The sequence below is a fragment of the Amycolatopsis sp. NPDC101161 genome, assembly GCF_044768185.1.
In the GTDB taxonomy this organism is placed as follows: Bacteria; Actinomycetota; Actinomycetes; order Mycobacteriales; family Pseudonocardiaceae; genus Amycolatopsis.
Genome location: NZ_JBIWPI010000006.1, coordinates 546,435 through 563,997 on the forward strand (window position 1 = coordinate 546,435; position 17,563 = coordinate 563,997).

7 protein-coding genes and 1 pseudogene are annotated in these 17,563 nt (G+C 72.6%); 5 read left to right on the top strand and 3 right to left on the bottom strand.

Annotation, left to right across the window (positions count from 1 at the left end):
* Positions 1–4: 4 nt before the first annotated feature.
* The 3 genes and pseudogenes from ACIRSS_RS40720 to ACIRSS_RS40730 form a co-directional block, all read left to right on the top strand.
* Positions 5–10,492: pseudogene (locus tag ACIRSS_RS40720) on the top strand (type I polyketide synthase); the annotation flags it as partial.
* Entirely contained in the window at positions 10,489–11,247 is a 759-nt protein-coding gene (locus ACIRSS_RS40725) for a thioesterase II family protein (protein WP_400904859.1), read from the top strand. The pseudogene ACIRSS_RS40720 and the gene ACIRSS_RS40725, both read left to right, overlap by 4 nt.
* A gap of 11 nt (positions 11,248–11,258) precedes the next feature.
* Positions 11,259–12,509 (top strand): activator-dependent family glycosyltransferase, encoded by a 1,251-nt coding sequence (locus tag ACIRSS_RS40730; RefSeq protein WP_400904862.1) that lies wholly within the window; start codon positions 11,259–11,261, stop codon positions 12,507–12,509.
* Between the two features lie 43 nt (positions 12,510–12,552).
* Here the strand turns inward: ACIRSS_RS40730 and ACIRSS_RS40735 are convergent, their stop codons facing one another.
* A complete protein-coding gene (locus tag ACIRSS_RS40735) occupies positions 12,553–13,746 on the bottom strand; it encodes an aminotransferase class I/II-fold pyridoxal phosphate-dependent enzyme (RefSeq protein ID WP_400904865.1) in 1,194 nt (397 codons plus the stop codon).
* Positions 13,747–14,010: 264 nt separating this feature from the next.
* Here ACIRSS_RS40735 and ACIRSS_RS40740 point away from each other — a divergent pair, with 264 nt between their 5' ends.
* A complete protein-coding gene (locus ACIRSS_RS40740; protein ID WP_400904867.1) occupies positions 14,011–15,225 on the top strand; it encodes a macrolide family glycosyltransferase in 1,215 nt (404 codons plus the stop codon).
* A complete protein-coding gene (locus ACIRSS_RS40745) occupies positions 15,222–16,280 on the top strand; it encodes a ketoacyl-ACP synthase III family protein (RefSeq protein WP_400904870.1) in 1,059 nt (352 codons plus the stop codon). Before ACIRSS_RS40740 ends, ACIRSS_RS40745 begins: the two co-directional genes overlap by 4 nt.
* Before the next feature lie 178 nt (positions 16,281–16,458).
* On the opposite strand, the gene ACIRSS_RS40750 is transcribed toward ACIRSS_RS40745, so the two are convergent.
* On the bottom strand, positions 16,459–16,626 hold the full coding sequence (locus tag ACIRSS_RS40750; protein ID WP_400904872.1) for a hypothetical protein: 168 nt from the start codon (positions 16,624–16,626) through the stop codon (positions 16,459–16,461).
* A gap of 69 nt (positions 16,627–16,695) precedes the next feature.
* Entirely contained in the window at positions 16,696–17,388 is a 693-nt protein-coding gene (locus tag ACIRSS_RS40755; RefSeq protein ID WP_400904875.1) for a helix-turn-helix transcriptional regulator, read from the bottom strand.
* Positions 17,389–17,563 lie beyond the last annotated feature (175 nt).

Consider the following 17,563-nt stretch of genomic DNA (forward strand, 5'->3'; position numbering starts at 1 on the left):
GCGCAAGGTCACCGCCGACCTGCACGAGACGCGGGAGCGGCTGCGGGCCGCCGAGGCGTGCGCGCCCGAGCCGATCGCGATCGTGGCCATGGCCTGCCGGTTCCCCGGCGGCGTCGAGACGCCCGAGGACCTCTGGCGGGTCCTGGAGACCGGCACCGACACGCTGACGGACTTCCCGGACGACCGCGGCTGGGACCTCGACGCCGTCTACCACCCCGACCCGGCGCACCCGGGCACGAGCTACGTCCGCCAGGGCGGGTTCGTCCGCGACGCGGATGCGTTCGATGCCGCGTTCTTCGGCATCTCGCCCCGCGAGGCCCTCGCCATGGACCCGCAGCAGCGGCTGCTGCTCGAAACCTCCTGGGAGGCCTTGGAACGCGCCGGGATCGACCCGGTTTCCCTGCGGGGCGAGCCGGTCGGCGTGTTCGCCGGCACCAACGGCCAGGACTACCCGGGACTGCTCAGCCTCGCGCCCGGCGTCGGCGACGGCTACGAGAGCACCGGCAACGCCGCCAGTGTCCTGTCCGGACGGATCGCCTACGCGCTCGGCCTGGAAGGCCCGGCCGTCACCGTCGACACGGCGTGCTCGTCGTCGCTGGTCGCGCTGCACTGGGCGGCGCACGCGCTGCGTGAAGGGGAGTGCGACCTCGCGCTCGCCGGCGGCGTCACGGTCATGACGACACCTGGCGCGTTCATCGGCTTCAGCCGGCAGCAAGGGCTGGCCGCGGACGGCCGCTGCAAGGCCTTCGCCGACACCGCCGACGGCACCGGCTGGGGCGAAGGCGCCGGCGTCGTCCTGCTGGAACGGCTGTCCGACGCCCGCCGCCACGGCCACCCCGTGCTCGCGATCGTCGCGGGCTCGGCGATCAACTCCGACGGCGCGTCGAACGGGCTCACCGCCCCGAACGGCCCGTCGCAGCAACGCGTCATCCGCGCCGCGCTCGCCGACGCCGGACTTTCACCGTCCGATGTGGATGCCGTCGAAGCGCACGGTACGGGGACGAGCCTGGGTGACCCGATCGAAGCTCAAGCCTTGCTGGCCACCTACGGCCGGGACCGCCGGACGCCGCTGTGGCTCGGCTCGATCAAGTCGAACCTCGGGCACACCCAGGCCGCCGCCGGGGTCGCCGGGGTGATCAAGATGACCCTCGCGCTGCGCAACGGCGTCCTGCCGAAGACCCTGCACGTCGATCGTCCGTCGTCCAAGGTGGACTGGTCAGCCGGCGACGTCCGCCTGCTGACCGAACCGGTCCCGTGGCCGGACGAGGGGCGGGTGCGCCACGCGGGCGTCTCGGCGTTCGGCGTGAGCGGAACCAACGCGCACGTGCTGCTGGCCGCGCCACCGGCCGAAGAATCCCCGACGCACCAGGAAAGCCCGTCCGTCGTGCCGTGGGTCCTATCCGGACGGTCGGAAGCGGCCCTGCGCGCCCAAGCCGCGCGGTTGGCCGGTATCAAAGGCGACCCCGCCGGGATCGGGCTGGCGCTCGCGACGACTCGGTCGGCTTTCGAGCACCGGGCGGTGCTCATCGGCGACGCCGTCGAGCTGGCCGAAGGAGTGCGCGCGCTCGCCAACGGCGACGAGGTTCTCGTACGCGGCACGGTCACTGAAGGGCTGACGGCGTTCCTGTTCACCGGCCAGGGTGCTCAACGCGCAGGCATGGGACGCGGACTCTACGACCGATTCCCGGCCTACGCAAACGCCTTCGACGAGATCTGCGCGGAGTTCGACCGCCACCTCGACCGTCCACTCAAGACGGTCGTCGAGTCCGGAGTGGACCTCGACGAGACGGCCTACACCCAGCCCGCGCTGTTCGCGGTCGAGGTCGCGCTGTTCCGGTTGCTGGAGTCCTGGGGCGTGACACCCGACCACCTGGCCGGGCACTCCATCGGCGAGCTGGCGGCCGCGCACGTCGCCGGCGTCTTTTCCCTCGCCGACGCGGCCGAGCTGGTCGCGGCGCGCGGACGGCTGATGCAGGCCCTCCCGCGCGGCGGGGCGATGGTCGCCGTCCAAGCCACCGAAGCCGAAGTGACGCCGCTGCTCACCGAGACCGTCTCGCTCGCCGCGGTCAACGGACCGGACTCCGTCGTGGTGTCCGGCGACGGCGCCGATGAGATCGAGCGCCACTTCGCCGGTCTCGGCCGCCGGACCCGGCGGCTCACCGTCTCCCACGCCTTCCACTCCCCGCTGATGGACCCGATGCTGGCGGAGTTCGGCCGCGTCGCGGAGCGGATCACCTACGCCCGGCCGCGGCTCCCGATCGTCTCGACCGTGACCGGGACACCGCTCACCGACGAGCTGACCACCCCGGACTACTGGGTCCGCCAGGTCCGGGAGCCCGTCCGGTTCGCGGCCGCCGTTGAGGCGCTCGCGGACCTCGGGACCACCCGGTTCCTCGAGGTCGGGCCGCACGGCGTGCTCACCGCCATGGCCGAGGAGTGCTTGCCCGGCACGACGGCTGCCGCGCTGCTGCGCAAGGACCGCGACGAGGTCCGGACCGCGCTGACCGCCGTCGCGACGCTGTACGTCCGAGGCGCGCGAGCCCGCTGGGGCGCGCTGTTCCCCGGCGTGCGGCCGTGCGCCCTGCCGACCTACGCGTTCCAGCGCGAGACCTACTGGCCGGAACTGCCCCGCCCGGTCGGCGACACCACCCGCGACGCCCTGCTCAAGCTCGACTGGGTGCCGGTCCCGGCGGGGGAACCGGTCCCGGCGACCTGGGCGCTCCTAGGTTCCGGTCACCGCGAACTCGCCGCCGCCTTGTTCGCCGAGCTGGGGGCGCTGGCCTGCCACCCCGACCTCGACGGTGTCGCCGAGGCGGGCTCGCTGCCCGACGTCCTCGTCGCCCCCTTCCTCTCCCGGTCCGAAGCGGACACACCCGGCGAAGCGGCGCGCCGCGCGTTGCACCTCGTGCGCTCCTGGCTGGCCGACGCGCGGTTCGACGGCCGCACGCTGGTCGTGCTGACCCGCGGTGCCGCCGTCGCCGAGGGCGTGTCGGACCTCGCGCAGGCGCCCGTGTGGGGCTTGGTGCGCTCGGCCATGGCGGAGAACCCCGGCCGGTTCGTGCTCGCCGACGTCGACGACCCGGCGGCCGCGCGGCTGCTGCCCGCCGCGCTCGCCACCGGCGAACCCGAGTTCCTGGTGCGCAACGGCGAGATCCGGGCGTCCCGCCTGACCAAGGCGGCCGAGCCAGGCACGTCCGCGTCCTTTGGTCCGGAAGGGACGGTGCTGGTCACCGGCGGGACCGGGGCTCTGGGCGCGCAGATCGCGCGGCACCTCGTCACCGACCACGGCGTGCGCCACCTGCTGCTCGCGAGCCGACGCGGGCCGGACGCCGACGGCGCCGACGGCTTGGCCGACGACTTGACCGAGCTGGGCGCGGAACCCGTCGTCGCGGCCTGCGACGCCGCCGACCGTGACGCGCTGGCCGCGTTGCTGGCGACCATCCCGGACGACCGGCCGCTGACCAGCGTCGTCCATGTGGCCGGGGTCCTCGACGACGGCGTCGTGTCGGCGCTGACCCCCGAACGCCTCGACGCCGTGCTGCGCCCCAAGATCGACGCCGTCACGAACCTCCACGAGCTGACCGCAGGCACCGAGCTGACGGCGTTCGTCGTCTTCTCCTCGATCTCCGGGACGCTCGGCCCGGCCGGGCAGGCGAACTACGCGGCGGCCAACGTCTGGCTCGACGCGCTGGCCCGCCACCGCCGCGACCAGGGACTGCCCGGGCTCGCGCTCGGCTGGGGGCTGTGGGCGCAGGACGGTGGCATGACCGGCGGGCTCGCCGATCGCGACCGCCGTCGCCTGGGCGCCACCGGCATGATCCCGCTGTCCACTGTGGAGGGTCTCCGGCTGTTCGACGCGGCCTGCCGCGGTGGCGAGCCCGCCGTGCTGCCGATCCTGTTCGACTTCGACGTGCTGCGTGCCGCCCCGGCGCTGCCGCCGATATTCGCCGGGCTCGTCCCGCCGCGACTGGCCGTCGAGCCCGCCGCCCGGCCGGCCGACGTGCTCGACGTCGTCCGGACCGCCGTCGCGCTGGTGCTCGGTTACGCCGGCGCGGCGGCCGTCGAGCCGGACCGCGCGTTCAAGGACCTCGGCTTCGACTCGCTGACCGCCGTCGAGCTACGCAACCGGCTGGCCGCGGCCACCGGGCAGCGCCTGCCCGCCACGCTGATCTACGACTACGCCACCCCGAACGCCCTGGCCGCGCACTTGGCCGGCGACGCGGCACCGGTGGCACCGGCGCCCACGGCGGCCCGGACCGACGACGAGCCGATCGCGATCGTGTCGATGGCCTGCCGGTTCCCCGGCGGCGTCCGCACCCCGGACGAGCTGTGGGCGTTGCTCGCCGAGGGCCGGGACGCGATCGGCGGGTTCCCGGCCGACCGCGGCTGGGACCTCGACGCGCTCTACGACCCGGACCCCGACAGCGAAGGCACGTCATACGCCCGCGAAGGCGGTTTCCTCGACGACGCCGCATTGTTCGACCCCGCATTCTTCGGGATCTCGCCGCGGGAAGCGCTCGCGATGGATCCGCAGCAGCGTCTGCTGCTCGAGACGTCGTGGGAAGCCTTGGAGCGCGCGGGGATCGACCCGGAGTCGCTGCGCGGCGCCCCGGTGGGCGTGTTCGCCGGGACCAACGGCCAGGACTACCCGGCCCTGCTGGCATTGGCGCCGAAGAGTGCCGAAGGTTACCTGGGCACCGGCAACGCCGCTTCCGTGCTCTCGGGCCGGATTTCGTACACGCTCGGCCTCGAAGGCCCGGCCGTCACCGTCGACACCGCGTGCTCGTCGTCGCTGGTCGCGCTGCACTGGGCGATCCAGGCGCTGCGCACGGGTGAGTGCTCGCTCGTGCTCGCCGGCGGGGTCACGGTGCTGTCGACACCCGGCTCGTTCGTCGAGTTCAGCCGGCAGCGCGGGTTGGCCCCGGACGGCCGGTGCAAGGCCTTCTCCGACGCCGCCGACGGCACCGGCTGGGGCGAGGGCTCGGGAATGCTGGTGCTGGAACGGCTTTCCGACGCGCGTCGCAACGGGCACCCGGTGCTCGCGATCGTGCGCGGCAGCGCGGTGAACCAGGACGGCGCGTCGAACGGGCTCACCGCGCCGAACGGACCGTCGCAGCAACGCGTGATCCGGGCGGCACTGGCGAACGCGGGACTCGAAGCGTCCGATGTGGACGCCGTCGAAGCCCACGGTACCGGGACGTCCCTGGGTGACCCGATCGAGGCGCAGGCGCTGATCGCCACCTACGGTCAGGACCGCGACCGTCCGCTGTGGCTCGGGTCGATCAAGTCCAATGTGGGCCACACGCAGGCGGCGGCGGGGGTCGCCGGGGTCATGAAGATGGTGCTGGCGCTCCGGAACGGCTTGCTGCCGCAGACCCTGCACGCCGAGGTGCCGTCGTCCCATGTGGACTGGACCGACGGCGACGTCCGGCTGCTGTCGGAGCCCGTGCCGTGGCCGGACGGCGATCGCGTGCGCCGCGCCGGGGTGTCGTCGTTCGGGGTGAGCGGCACCAACGCCCACGTCATCATCGAGGCCGCGCCCGAGGTCGCACTTCCCCGTGAAAGTGCCGTTTCCGGATCGCTGACGGCGTGGAGCGTGTCGGGTCACAGTCCGGAAGCATTGCGGGGTCAAGCCGAACGGCTGCTCAGCCATGTTGCTGACCACTCCGCCGAGATCGGCACGGCGTTGGCCGTCCGCACGGTATTCGGGCACCGGGCAGTCGTCGTGGGTGGGGACCGGGAAGAGCTGGTCAAGGGCCTGGCCGCGGTGGCCGCCGACCGGCCCGCGCCCGGCGTCGTCACGGGCGTACGCGCCGAGGGCGGGACCGCGTTCCTGTTCACCGGCCAGGGCGCGCAGCGGCTCGGCATGGGAGCCGGGCTGCGCCGCGACTTCCCGGTGTTCGCCGACGCCTTCGCCGAGGTCTGCGCGGGGTTCGACGCCCACCTCGACCGGCCGCTGGGCGAAGTGATCGACACCGAACCCGACCTGCTCGACCGGACCGAGTACACCCAGCCCGCGCTGTTCGCGGTGGAAGTGGCCCTCTTCCGGCTCCTGGAGTCCTGGGGTGTCCGGCCGGACCGGCTCGCCGGGCATTCGATCGGCGAGCTGGCCGCCGCGCACGTCGCGGGCGTGTGGTCGCTGCCCGACGCCTGCGCGGTCGTCGCCGCGCGCGGCCGGCTCATGCAGGCTCTCCCGGCCGGCGGTGCGATGCTCGCGATCGAGGCGACCGAGGCCGAAGTCGTGCCGACGCTGCCCGCGGGGGTCGACCTCGCGGCGGTCAACGGGCCCACGTCCGTCGTGGTCTCCGGCGCCGAGGAGGGTGTCCTGAAGGTCGAGCGGCACTGGGCGGCCCGCAAGACCCGGCGGCTGCGCGTCTCGCACGCCTTCCACTCGGCGGACATGGACGCGATGCTCGCGGAATTCGGGCGGGTCCTGAACGGCGTCACCTTCGCCCCTCCGGCCATCCCGGTCGTGTCGACGCTGACCGGGACGCCCGCGACCGAGCTGACCTCGCCGGAGTACTGGCTGCGCCAGGCCCGCGGGACGGTCCGGTTCGCCGACGCCGTCGCCACCCTGACCGACTTGGGCGTGACCCGGTTCGCCGAGCTGGGCCCGGACGGCGTGCTCACCGCCATGGCCGCCGCCTGTCTCGACGACCGTGCGGTGGTCACCGCGCTGCTGCGCAAGGACGAGCCGCGGGACCTGCTGACCGGACTGGCGAAGCTGCACGTCAGCGGCTCCACAGTGGACTGGGCCCGCGTCCTCGGCGGAACCGGCGACTCGGCGTCCCTGCCGACGTACGCCTTCCAGCACGAACGGTTCTGGCCGGAGTTCGACCTGGCGCCGGCCGGGGACGTCACGCTGGCGGGCCTCGACCGCCCGGACCACCCGCTGCTGGGCGCGTCGGTCACGAACGCCGAGAACGGCACCGTGGTGTGCACCGGCCGCGTCTCGCCGCGCACCCACCCCTGGCTCGCCGACCACGTCGTCGCGGGCCGCACGCTGTTCCCGGGCACGGGGTTCGTCGAGCTGGTCCTGCGCGCGGCCGAGCAGGTCGGCGCGGGCGGCCTCGACGAGCTGGTCATCGAGACGCCCTTGGACCTGACCGATGGCGGCGTGCAGCTACAGGTCGTCGTCGGCACGTCGGACGAGTCGGGCACGCGGGGCGTGACCGTCCACTCGCGACTCGACGACGAGCCTTGGACCCGGCACGCCAGTGGTCGCCTGGCCGCCGAGCCCGGCCCCGCCCCCGAAGACGTCACGGAGTGGCCGCCGGTCGGTGCCGAGCCCTTGGATCTCGAGGGTCTCTACACCGCGGACAGCGGGTTCGGCTACGGCCCGGCGTTCCAGGGCCTGCGGGCGGCGTGGCGGCTCGGCGACGAGGTGCACGCCGAAGTGGCGCTGCGGCCGGAGGAGCACGCGGACGCGGCCCGGTCCGGCCTGCACCCGGCGCTGCTCGACGCGTCGCTGCACGTCCTGGGCACGGTCGCCGAGTGGGCGGGCCGTACCTACCTCCCGTTCTCCTGGAGCGGGGTGACGCTGCACGCGAGCGGGGCCACCGCGGTCCGGGTCACGGTGACGCCGAACGGCCACGACACGGTGAAGCTGAGCCTGGCCGACCCGGCGGGCCGCGCGGTGGCGTCGGTGGACGCGCTGGTGCTGCGTCCGCTGGCCGACGGGCCCCAGCCGGTCCGGAAGGCGCACGATTCGCTGTTCCGGCTGGACTGGCGGCCGGTCCCGCCGGTGCCGGTCGACGGCGCCCGGCGGTGGGCCGTCCTCGGCGCCGACGACCTCGGGATCGGCCCGGCGCTCGACGCGAGTGGCGTGACCTGTGAGTCCTATGTGGACCTCGACGCGCTCGGCACCGCGGTCGGGCTCGGCATGGCCGTGCCGGAAGCGGTACTGGCCCCCGTCCGTACGCCGGCGGCGGGCGCGCTGCCGGACGTCGCCCGGTCGGCCGCCCACGAGGTGCTGGGTCTGCTGCGGGAGTGGCTGGCGGACGAGCGGTTCGCCGCCTCCCGGCTGGTAGCGGTAACCCGCGGCGCGGTGGCGGCGACGGCCGGCGACGACGTTCCCGGCCTGGCGGCCGCGCCGATCTGGGGCCTGGTCCGCTCGGCGCAGGCGGAGCACCCGGGCCGGGTCCGGCTCATCGACCTCGACGCGTCGGCCGAGGGGCTCCTGGCGGCGGTCGCGGGTGGCTGGGGGCATCCCGGCCGGGTCGACCTCGATGAGTCGGCCGAGGGGTTGCCGGGTGATGGCGCGCGGGGGGTTGCGGGTAGCTCGGGGCACCCCGGCCGGGTCGGGCTCGACGCGTCGGCCGAGGGGCTCTCGGGCGATGGCGCGCAGGGGGTCGCGGGTGGCTGGGAGCACTCCGGCTCGTCGATAGCGGCGTTGCCGGCCGCGGTCGCGGGTGACCGAGACCACCCTAGCCCGTCGATCGACCCGTCCATGGCGGCCTTACCAGCCGCGGTGCTCAGCGACGAGCCGCAACTGGCCCTGCGCGACGGCACCCTGCTCGCCGCCCGGCTGAACCGGGCCACCACCGAGTCCGCCACCGGGAAGCGGCCGTTCGGGCCGGACGGCACAGTCCTGCTCACCGGCGCCACCGGCAGCCTCGGCCGGGTGCTGGCCCGGCACCTGGTCACCGCGCACGACGTTCGGCGGCTCGTGCTGGCCAGCCGTAACGCAGCCGGTGCCGCTGACCTGCGGGACGAGCTGACCGCGCTGGGTGCGGACGTCCGGCTCGCCGCGTGCGACACGGCGGACCGGGATGCGGTCGCCGCGCTGCTGGCGGGGATCCCCGATCTCGCCGCGGTCGTGCACGCGGCCGGCGTGCTCGACGACGGCGTCATCGACAGCCTCACCCCGGCACGGCTGGACACCGTGCTGCGGCCCAAGGTCGACGCGGCCTGGCACCTCCACGGGCTGACCGCCGACCGGCACCTCTCGGCGTTCGTGCTGTTCTCGTCGGTGTCGGCCACCTTCGGGGCGCCCGGGCAGGGCAACTACGCCGCGGCCAACGCCTTCCTCGACGCTCTCGCCGCCCACCGGGCCGCTCGCGGCCTGCCCGCCCAGGCGCTGGCCTGGGGCCTGTGGGAGACCGGGATGAGCTCCGCGCTGGACTCGGCCGACCGGCAGCGGATGTCGCGTGGCGGCGTCCGGGCGCTGTCGGTCGAGCAGGGGCTGGCGCTGTTCGACGCCGCTACCGCGCTCACCGAACCCGCGCTGGTCCCCGCGAAGCTGGACTTGTCCGGCGGCTCGGCCGCGACCGTCCTCAAGGGACTGGCACGTCCGGCTCGGCGGGCCGTGACGACGGAAAAAGCCGGAAAGGACACTCTGCTCCGGGCATTGGCCGGAAAGTCCGAAGAGGACCAGGAGTCAGTGCTGCTGGACCTGGTCCGGACCGCGGCGGCCACCGTGCTGGGGCACGCCGGTCCGGAGGCGGTGCGCCCGGACGTCGGGTTCCTCGTCGCCGGGTTCGACTCGCTCACCGCGGTCGAGCTGCGCAACACCCTCGGCTCGGCTGCCGGCCTGCGGCTGCCGCCGACGCTGGTCTTCGACTTCCCGACCCCCGAGGACCTCGCCGCCCACCTGCGGGCGGAGCTGAACGTCACCGAGGAGCCGAAAAGGTCCACTGTGGACGCCGGTGAGACGCTCGGTGCGTTGTTCCGCACGGCCTGCGAGCTCGGCAAGATGAAGGAAGGCTTCGAGCTGCTGCAGAACGCGGCGCTGCTCCGCCCCACCTTCGATTCGGCCGCGGGCCTGAACACCCAGCTCGGATCGGTGAAACTGGCCGCAGGCGAGCGGACACCGAAGCTGATCTGCTTCAGCTCGTACGTCGCGCTGGCCGGGGTGCACCAGTACGCCCGGTTCGCCTCGCCGTTCCGCGGCGACCGCGATGTGCACGCCCTGCCGGCGCCGGGGTTCGTCAAGGGCGAGGCGCTGCCCGCCAGCGTCCGCGCGGTCGCCGAGGTGCAGGCCGACGCGGTCCTGCGGGCTGCCGACGGCGAGCCGTTCGTCCTGCTCGGCTCGTCCTCGGGCGGGATGCTCGCGCACGCCGCCGCCGAACTCCTCGACGAGCGGGGCACGCCACCCCTGGCCGTCGTGCTGCTCGACAGCTACCTGCCGCGCGCCGACTCGCCGCTCGACCGGTTCCGCGACGAGCTGTTCGGCGGCATGTTCGACCGCGAAGAGGTGTTCGCCCCGATGGACACCGCGCGGCTGTCGGCGATGAGCTGGTACTTCCGGCTGATGGCCGGCTGGGAACCCGCGAAGCTGCCGGTGCCTCTGCTGCTGGTCCGCTCGTCCGAACCCCCGGTCGCCGGCGAGCCGCTGGCGCCCGAGGAGTGGCAGACGCACTGGGACACCGCCGACACCGTCGCCGACGTGCCGGGCAACCACTTCACCATGGTCGAGGACCACGCCGCCACCACCGCCGAGACTGTGCGCGGCTGGCTCGCAACCACCCTGCAGGACGGAGTTCACGCATGACTGACGACCCGGAGCTGTGGCTCCGCCGCTACCACGAGGCGGACGAGGGCGCCGTCCGGCTGTTCTGCCTGCCGCACGCGGGCGGCTCGGCCAGCTTCTACTTCCCCATGTCCGCCGGGCTCGGCCGGTCGGTCGAGGTGCTGTCCGTCCAGTACCCGGGACGGCAGGACCGGCGGCAGGAGCCCGGGATCGCCAGCCTGCCCGTGCTCGCGGACCGGCTCGCCGAAGTGCTCGCCGAGCGGACGCGGCAGCCGTTCGCGCTGTTCGGCCACAGCATGGGCGCGACGCTGGCGTTCGAGGTCGCCGCCCGGCTGGAACGGACCGGGGTGACCCCGCTGCACCTGTTCGCGTCCGGCCGGCGCGCTCCCTCGCGTCGCCGCGACGAGTCCGTGCACCTGCTCGACGACGACGGCGTCATCGCCGAGGTGCGCCGGCTCGGCGGCACGAACGCGGCCGTGCTGGGCGACGAGGAGATCCTCCGGATGGCCCTGCCCGCGATCCGCAACGACTACCGGGCCGCCGAGACCTACGTCCAGCGGCCGGGGCCGAAGCTCGGCACACCGATCACCGTGCTCACCGGCGACGCCGACCCGAAGACCACGCTCGACGAGGCGCGCGCGTGGGCGGACCACACCGACGGCGAGTTCGAGCTGAAGGTGTTCCGCGGCGGGCACTTCTTCCTCGCCGACCACCAGCCCGAGGTGCTGCGGCTGATCTCCGCGCGGCTGGCGGGCACGTTGTCCGGTCACCACTGAAAGGCGAACCCGTGCGCGTGCTGTTCGTGACGCTGGACGAGAAGTCCCACCTGTACTGCATGGTCCCGACGGCCTGGGCGCTCGTCGCGGCCGGGCACGAGGTGCGGGTCGCGGCGTCGCCGGGGTTCGCCGACGTCGTCACCGGCACCGGGCTGACCGCGGTGCCGGTCGGCGCGGACAACACGATGCACGAGGGCATGAAGCAGAACCGCGACGCCCAGGAAGCCGACATCGCGAACTGGAACGACACCGACCCGGCGTCCCACACCTGGGAGGCGTTGCACCAGCGCTACACGTTCACCGTGTGGGCGGGCTTCGCCATCTACAACGACGAAATGGTCGCCGACCTGGTCGCCCACGCGCGGGACTGGCGGCCGGACCTGGTCGTCTGGGACGCGCTGACCTACGCCGGGGCGATCGCGGCGAAGGCCTGCGGCGCCGCGCACGTCCGGCAGCTGTGCTGGGCCGACGTCTGGTGCGCGATGCGCGTGACGTTCTTGAAGCTGATGGCCGACCAGCCGGTCGAGCAGCGGGAGGATCCGCTGTACGACTGGATCGAGCTGACCGGGCGGCCGTACGGCGTCGACTTCGCCGAGGAGCTGGTCACCGGCCAGGCGACGATCGACCCGCTGCCGGAGCCGCTGGGCGCGCGCTCCGGCGTCCGGCGGCTGCCGGTCCGGCACGTGCCCTACAACGGCCGCGCGGTGGTCTGGGACTGGCTGCGCGAGCCGCCGTCGCGGCCGCGGGTGTGCTTGACGCTGGGTTCGTCCAACACGGACGCGTTCGGCGGCGACTACGTGTCCATTCCGGACATGCTGGCCGCATTGTCTACTTTGGACATCGAAGTGATCGCCGCGTTGGTGCCCGCGCAGCGGAAGGCGCTGGACGAGGTCCCGGCCAACGTCCGGGTCGTCGAGTCGGTCGCGCTGCACACGGTCCTGCCGAGCTGCTCGGCGATCGTGCACCACGGCGGCTTCGGCAGCTACGGCGCGGCGCTGGTGGCCGGCGTGCCCCAGCTGACGGTGACCACGCCGATCGCCGACCACCTGCTGCGCGCCCGGCGCCTGGTCGACGAAGGCGCGGGACTGTTGTTCACGCACAACGGTTTCACGGCCGACGACCTGCGGACGTCGGTGGCGAGACTGGTCGGCGAGCCCGGGTTCCGGGCCAACGCCGTGCGGTTGCGCGACCTCGCCCTCGCCCAGCCGACCCCGCACGAACTGGTGGCCGACCTGGAGAAGCTGGTCGCCGAGCGGTCGTGAGTGAGAAACAGTGTTAGACCACCGTTTCTCACTCACGACGGCGTCAGGCTCGGGCGGCGAGGCGGCGGCGGATCTCCGGCGCGTGCTCGACGGCGAACGCCACCAGCGCCGACACCTCGCGGACCTGCTCGCTGGTGACCGACGGCCCCGTCGGCAGCGTCAGCACCCGGCGCGAGAACGCGTCGGTGGCCGGCAGCGAGACCGGCCGCTCGGTCCGGTAGGGCTCGCACTCGTGCACGCACGGCGAGAAGTACCGCTGCGCCAGCACGTTGTCCGCGCGCAGCAGCTCGAGGATCGTGTCGCGGGACAGGCCGCACTCCCGCTCGTCCACCTTGACGACGTTGTACTGGTAGCTGTTGCGGTTGTCCTCGTCGTAGCGGTGCATCTCCAGGCCGGGGAGCCCGTCCAGCTCGGCGGTGTACTCCTCGTAGTGCGCCTCGTTGGCGGCGATGGTCGCGGGCAGCGCGTCCAGCGAGGTCAGGCCCATGGCCGCCGACGCCTCGCTCATCTTGGCGTTGGTGCCGGCGAACTCGGTGACGTGCTCCTCGCCCCAGCCGAAGTTGTGGGTGTAGCGGGCAAGCTGGGCGAAGTCGTCGTCGTTGGTGACGATCGCGCCGCCTTCGAAGGTGGTGACGACCTTCGCCGCGTGGAAGCTGAACATCTCCGCCTTGCCGAACCCGCCGAGCGGCTGGGACCCGAAGGTGCAGCCGATGCCGTGCGCGGCGTCGAAGAACAGGGTCAGGTCGTGGACTTCGGCGATCTTCTCGAGTTCCTGGATGGCGGCGGGCTGGCCCCAGAGGTGCACCCCGACCAGGCCGGTCGTGCGGTCGGTGATCAGGCTTTCGACCTGCTCGGGGTCGATGCACCCGGTGGCCGGGTCGAGGTCGCAGAAGACCGGCGTCAACCCGAGGTAGCGCATCGCGTGCGCGGTCGCGACGTAGGTCATCGACGGCATGATGACCTCGCCGGTCAGCCCGGCCGCCCGTGCCATCACTTCGAGGGCGATCGTGCCGTTGCAGGTGGCGACGCAGTGCTTCGCGCCGGTGTGGTCGGCGATCCGCGCCTCGAACTCCTTGACCAGCGGGCCGCCGCTGGTCAAGCGGCCGCTGTCCAGGGCCACTTCGAGCCGCTCGTAGAACTTCGCCCGGTCCCCGGTGCTCGGTTTCCCCACCACCAAGGTCTTCTCGAAGGCCATCGGGCCGCCGAACAGGGCCAGGTCGTCAACGCTCGTCTTCATGAAGGTCCTTCCCCAAGGGTCGCGGACTGCCCTTACCCGCGGCGACGTGCATTTCGTTGCTTTTAAACGACTGTTGAGTTCCCCCTCGACGGGTCGTCTGCAGGATAGGGACGGCGGGTACCGGTGCCCGGTTTTGCCGGAGAACTCTGTGGAAGCCCCTAGTCGTGGCGAGGGCGGCACTGTGCCAAGTGGACTCGGGGGAAACCGCCAGACCTCGCGTGGTAGCCACTTCACCGGGAGGGGCCGGTCATCGACGATGCGGTGGTGAGCAGGCACATCGCTGTCTTCAGCTTCCCCGCGTACGCCCACGTCGCGCCGGTGCTCCCGGTCGTCGCCGAGCTGGTGCGCCGCGGCCACCGCGTCACCTTCGCCGTGGTCGACGAGTTCGCCGCGAAGGTGGCGGCGACCGGCGCCGAAGTGCTGCCCTACACCTCGACGTTCCCGTGGGCGACCGGGCTGGGCGACACCGCGTCCGACGGCTACGCGCTGCGGGCCATGCTGGCGTTCATGGGCGAGGGGCTCGCCCCGCTGCCGGCCGCCATGGCCCGGTTCGCCGACGACCCGCCGGACCTCGTCCTGCACGACCTGGCGGCGTCCGAGACGGCGCGGCTGGTCGCGCGGAAGTTCTCGGTGCCGACCGTCGAGTCGTGCCCGGAGTTCGCCTCCAACGCCCATTTCCGGCTGAACGAAGCCCAAGCCGAGTCCGACGCCGCCCAGCCGCCCGACCTCACCGACCCCGAGCTGACCGCGTTCGTCGAGCACGCCCAGCGGCTGCTGGCCGAGCACGGTCTGTCCGATGTGGACACGAGCGGCGGAGAGCCGTCCTACCACCTCGTCTACCTGCCGAAGGCGTTCCAGATCCACGGCGAGACCTTCGACGAGCGCTTCGCGTTCGTCGGGCCGTCCTTCGACCGGACGGTGGCGCCGGGGGAGTGGACGCCGCCAGCGGACGGGCTGCCGGTCGTCCTGATCTCGCTGGGCACCTCGCGCAGCCGCGAGCAGGTCGGCTTCTTCCGCAAGTGCGTGCGCGCCTTCACCGGGCAGCCGTGGCACGTCGTGCTGACGCTCGGCCGGTGGGTCGACCCGGCCGAGCTCGGGCCGCTGCCGGAGAACATCGAGGCGCACCCGTTCGTCGCGCACGCGGCGCTGCTGCCGCACACCCGTGTGTTCGTCACCCACGGCGGGCTCGGCAGCACCATGGAGGCGCTGCACTACGGCGTGCCGATGGTGCTGACGCCGTCCCAGAGCGACCAGGTGGTGACCGCGGCGCGGGTCGCGGACCTCGGGCTCGGGTGCGTGGTGTCGCGGACCGGCGTCACCGAAGCCGAACTGCTCGACGCCGTCACGAAGACCGCGGCCGATCCGGTGGTCGCCCAGCGGGTCCGGTGGATGAGCGAACAGGTCGCGCTGGCCGGCGGGGAGATCCGCGCGGCCGACGCCGTCGAGTCGTGGCTGCGGCCGAAAGTGGAGGCGAAGTGAAGCTGGCGGACGTCTACCTCAGTGGGATCGGCACGTACGTGCCCGAGACCACCGGTGTCGGGTATGCGATCGAGCAGGGGTGGATCACCGCCGAAGACGCGGAGGCGTCCGGCCTGACCGGCGCGGCCTGCGCCGGCGAGACCCCGGCCCCGGACATGGCGCTCTGGGCCGGGCAGCAGGCCGTCGCGCGGGCGGGCGTCGACCCGGAGGCGCTCGACGTCCTGCTCTACGCCGACAACTACCACTCGGGCCCGGACGGCTGGTTCCCGCAGTTCTGGCTGCAGCGGCACCTGGTCGGCGGCGACCTGCTCGCGGCGCAGCTGCGGCAGGGCTGCAACGGCATGTTCGGGGCGCTGGAGCTGGCGGCGACGTACCTGATCGCGCGCGGCGGCGGGACGGCGATGACGGTCGCTTCGGACAATTCGACGTCCCCGCTGGTCAACCGCTGGCGCTGCCTGCGTCCGGACTTCATCATCGGCGACGGCGCGACGGCGGTCGTCCTGAACACGACGTCGGGCTTCGCGCGGCTGAAGTCGGCCAGTTCGATCACGGTGCCGGAGCTGGAGGGCATGCACCGCGGCGACGAGCCGATGTTCCCGCCGGGCGCGACGATCGGCCGGTTCATGGACTTCGCCGAGCGCATCGACTTCTTCGGCTTCGAGCACCGCGACACGATGCTGCACAGTGGGCTCAACCTGCTGAAAACGCGGTCCGAGCTGATCGACCGCGTGCTGGCCGAGGCCGGCATCGGGCTCGACGGGGTCAGCCGCATCGCCTACAACCACGGCTCGCGCACGTACGTCGAGGACGGCCTGCTGGCGATGCTGGGGATCCCCCTCGAGAAGTCGAACTGGGACTTCGGGCGGGGGCTGGGGCACCTCGGGGCGAGTGACCAGGTGGCGTCGCTGGCGAACATGCTGGGTACCGGGCAGCTGGCGCCCGGGGACCACGTGCTGATGGTCGGGATCGCGCCGGGGGTCAGTGTGGCGGGTGCCGTGGTGGAGATCCTCGACGTGCCGGAGTGGGCCGAGCCGGTGGTTCCCCGGTCGAGCTGAGCCTGCTGGTCGTCACTGCGGGTACTACCGCTGTTGCCGCAGAGTAGCCTCCACCCGAGTTGGTGGAAACTCACCAACAGTCAGTGACGGCACCGGCGTAGACCCCCGAAAACGCGGATCGGGTGGTCCGAGGTCTCCCTCGGGCCACCCGATCCGGTCGCCTCGTCAGTCTGCCGGCTCAGCCGCCGGAGCCGCCGCCGTACGCGCCACCCAAAAGGCGGCTGCGGCGCTTGCGGTTCTTTTCGTCGTCAGCCTTGGCGTTGTCCGCCTTGGTGTCCGCCGGCTTCTTCTTGGAATCGTCTTCCTTTTTTCCGAAAATTCCCACCAGTTCATCCCTTTCCGGCATTTTGGAAATCGAACCGTGCCCCCGCAGGATAGCGCAGGGTATCTTCGCCCGCACACCGCTGAAAGCGGCTCAGCGGATGTACTGCGGGGTCACCTTCGGCGGCCACTGGCCGATGCAGAGGATGCCCTGCGAGTACGCCTTGGAGACCAGCGCCGAGCGGTTCGGCGACTTGAACTGCCGCAGCATCGCGCCGACGTGGTACTCGATGCCCTGCCTGCTCAGGTAGAGCTTCGACGCCAGCTGCACGGTCGAGATCCCGGCGGCGACGCCTTCGAGGACCTTCGCGTCGAGCTCGCTGAGCAGCTTGGTCTTCTCGATGCCCGGCCGCGGGGTCTCCGTGGCGCGGTCCGGTTTGATCAGCACGACGATCGTGGTGACCTGGCCGGACCGGCTGCGCACCGCGATGCCCGTCAGACCGCCGGAGAGCACCGGCTGCGCGGGCCGCACGCCGACCAGGCGGGCGCTGAAGCGGTCCCGGCGGCCTTCGTTCAGGCGCGCCAGCTGCTGCAGCGTGAACTGCTTGGCGCTCGGGTGCACGAAGTCCACAAAGCTCTGTCCGAAAACGTCGGACGCGGTGCGTCCCAGCTGCCGGAGGAAATCGCCGTTGGCTTCGATGACCCGGAGATCGGGACCCAGATTCGCGATGCAGACGTCGGACATGTCGAAGGACGGGACGTTCTGGTTCTGTCTTTCGGTGGCGGCGGGGAGGCCGTGCGGTGCGGCGACCGGCCGGTCGACCACGGAATCGAGACGCGTGTTCATCGAGTTCGAACCCCCAGATTCGGTTCTACGTTCGAGGCATTGCCCACGGACAAAAGACGTCGGCGACCCTCGAGCTCCCCTCAAGAGGGTCCACGGCGGCGGTCCGGACGGTTCTTCACACCACCCCAGCGGAAACCTCGAGTTCCTTCCCCAGAACGATCCTCGAGTCCACCCG

Bases quoted from the DNA above. Each gene is read 5' to 3' on its own strand.
- ACIRSS_RS40725 (WP_400904859.1), top strand. From the start codon at position 10,489: ATGACTGACGACCCGGAGCTGTGGCTCCGCCGCTACCACGAGGCGGAC.
- ACIRSS_RS40735 (WP_400904865.1), bottom strand. From the start codon at position 13,746: ATGAAGACGAGCGTTGACGACCTGGCCCTGTTCGGCGGCCCGATGGCC.
- ACIRSS_RS40750 (WP_400904872.1), bottom strand. From the start codon at position 16,626: ATGCCGGAAAGGGATGAACTGGTGGGAATTTTCGGAAAAAAGGAAGAC.
- ACIRSS_RS40755 (WP_400904875.1), bottom strand. From the start codon at position 17,388: ATGAACACGCGTCTCGATTCCGTGGTCGACCGGCCGGTCGCCGCACCG.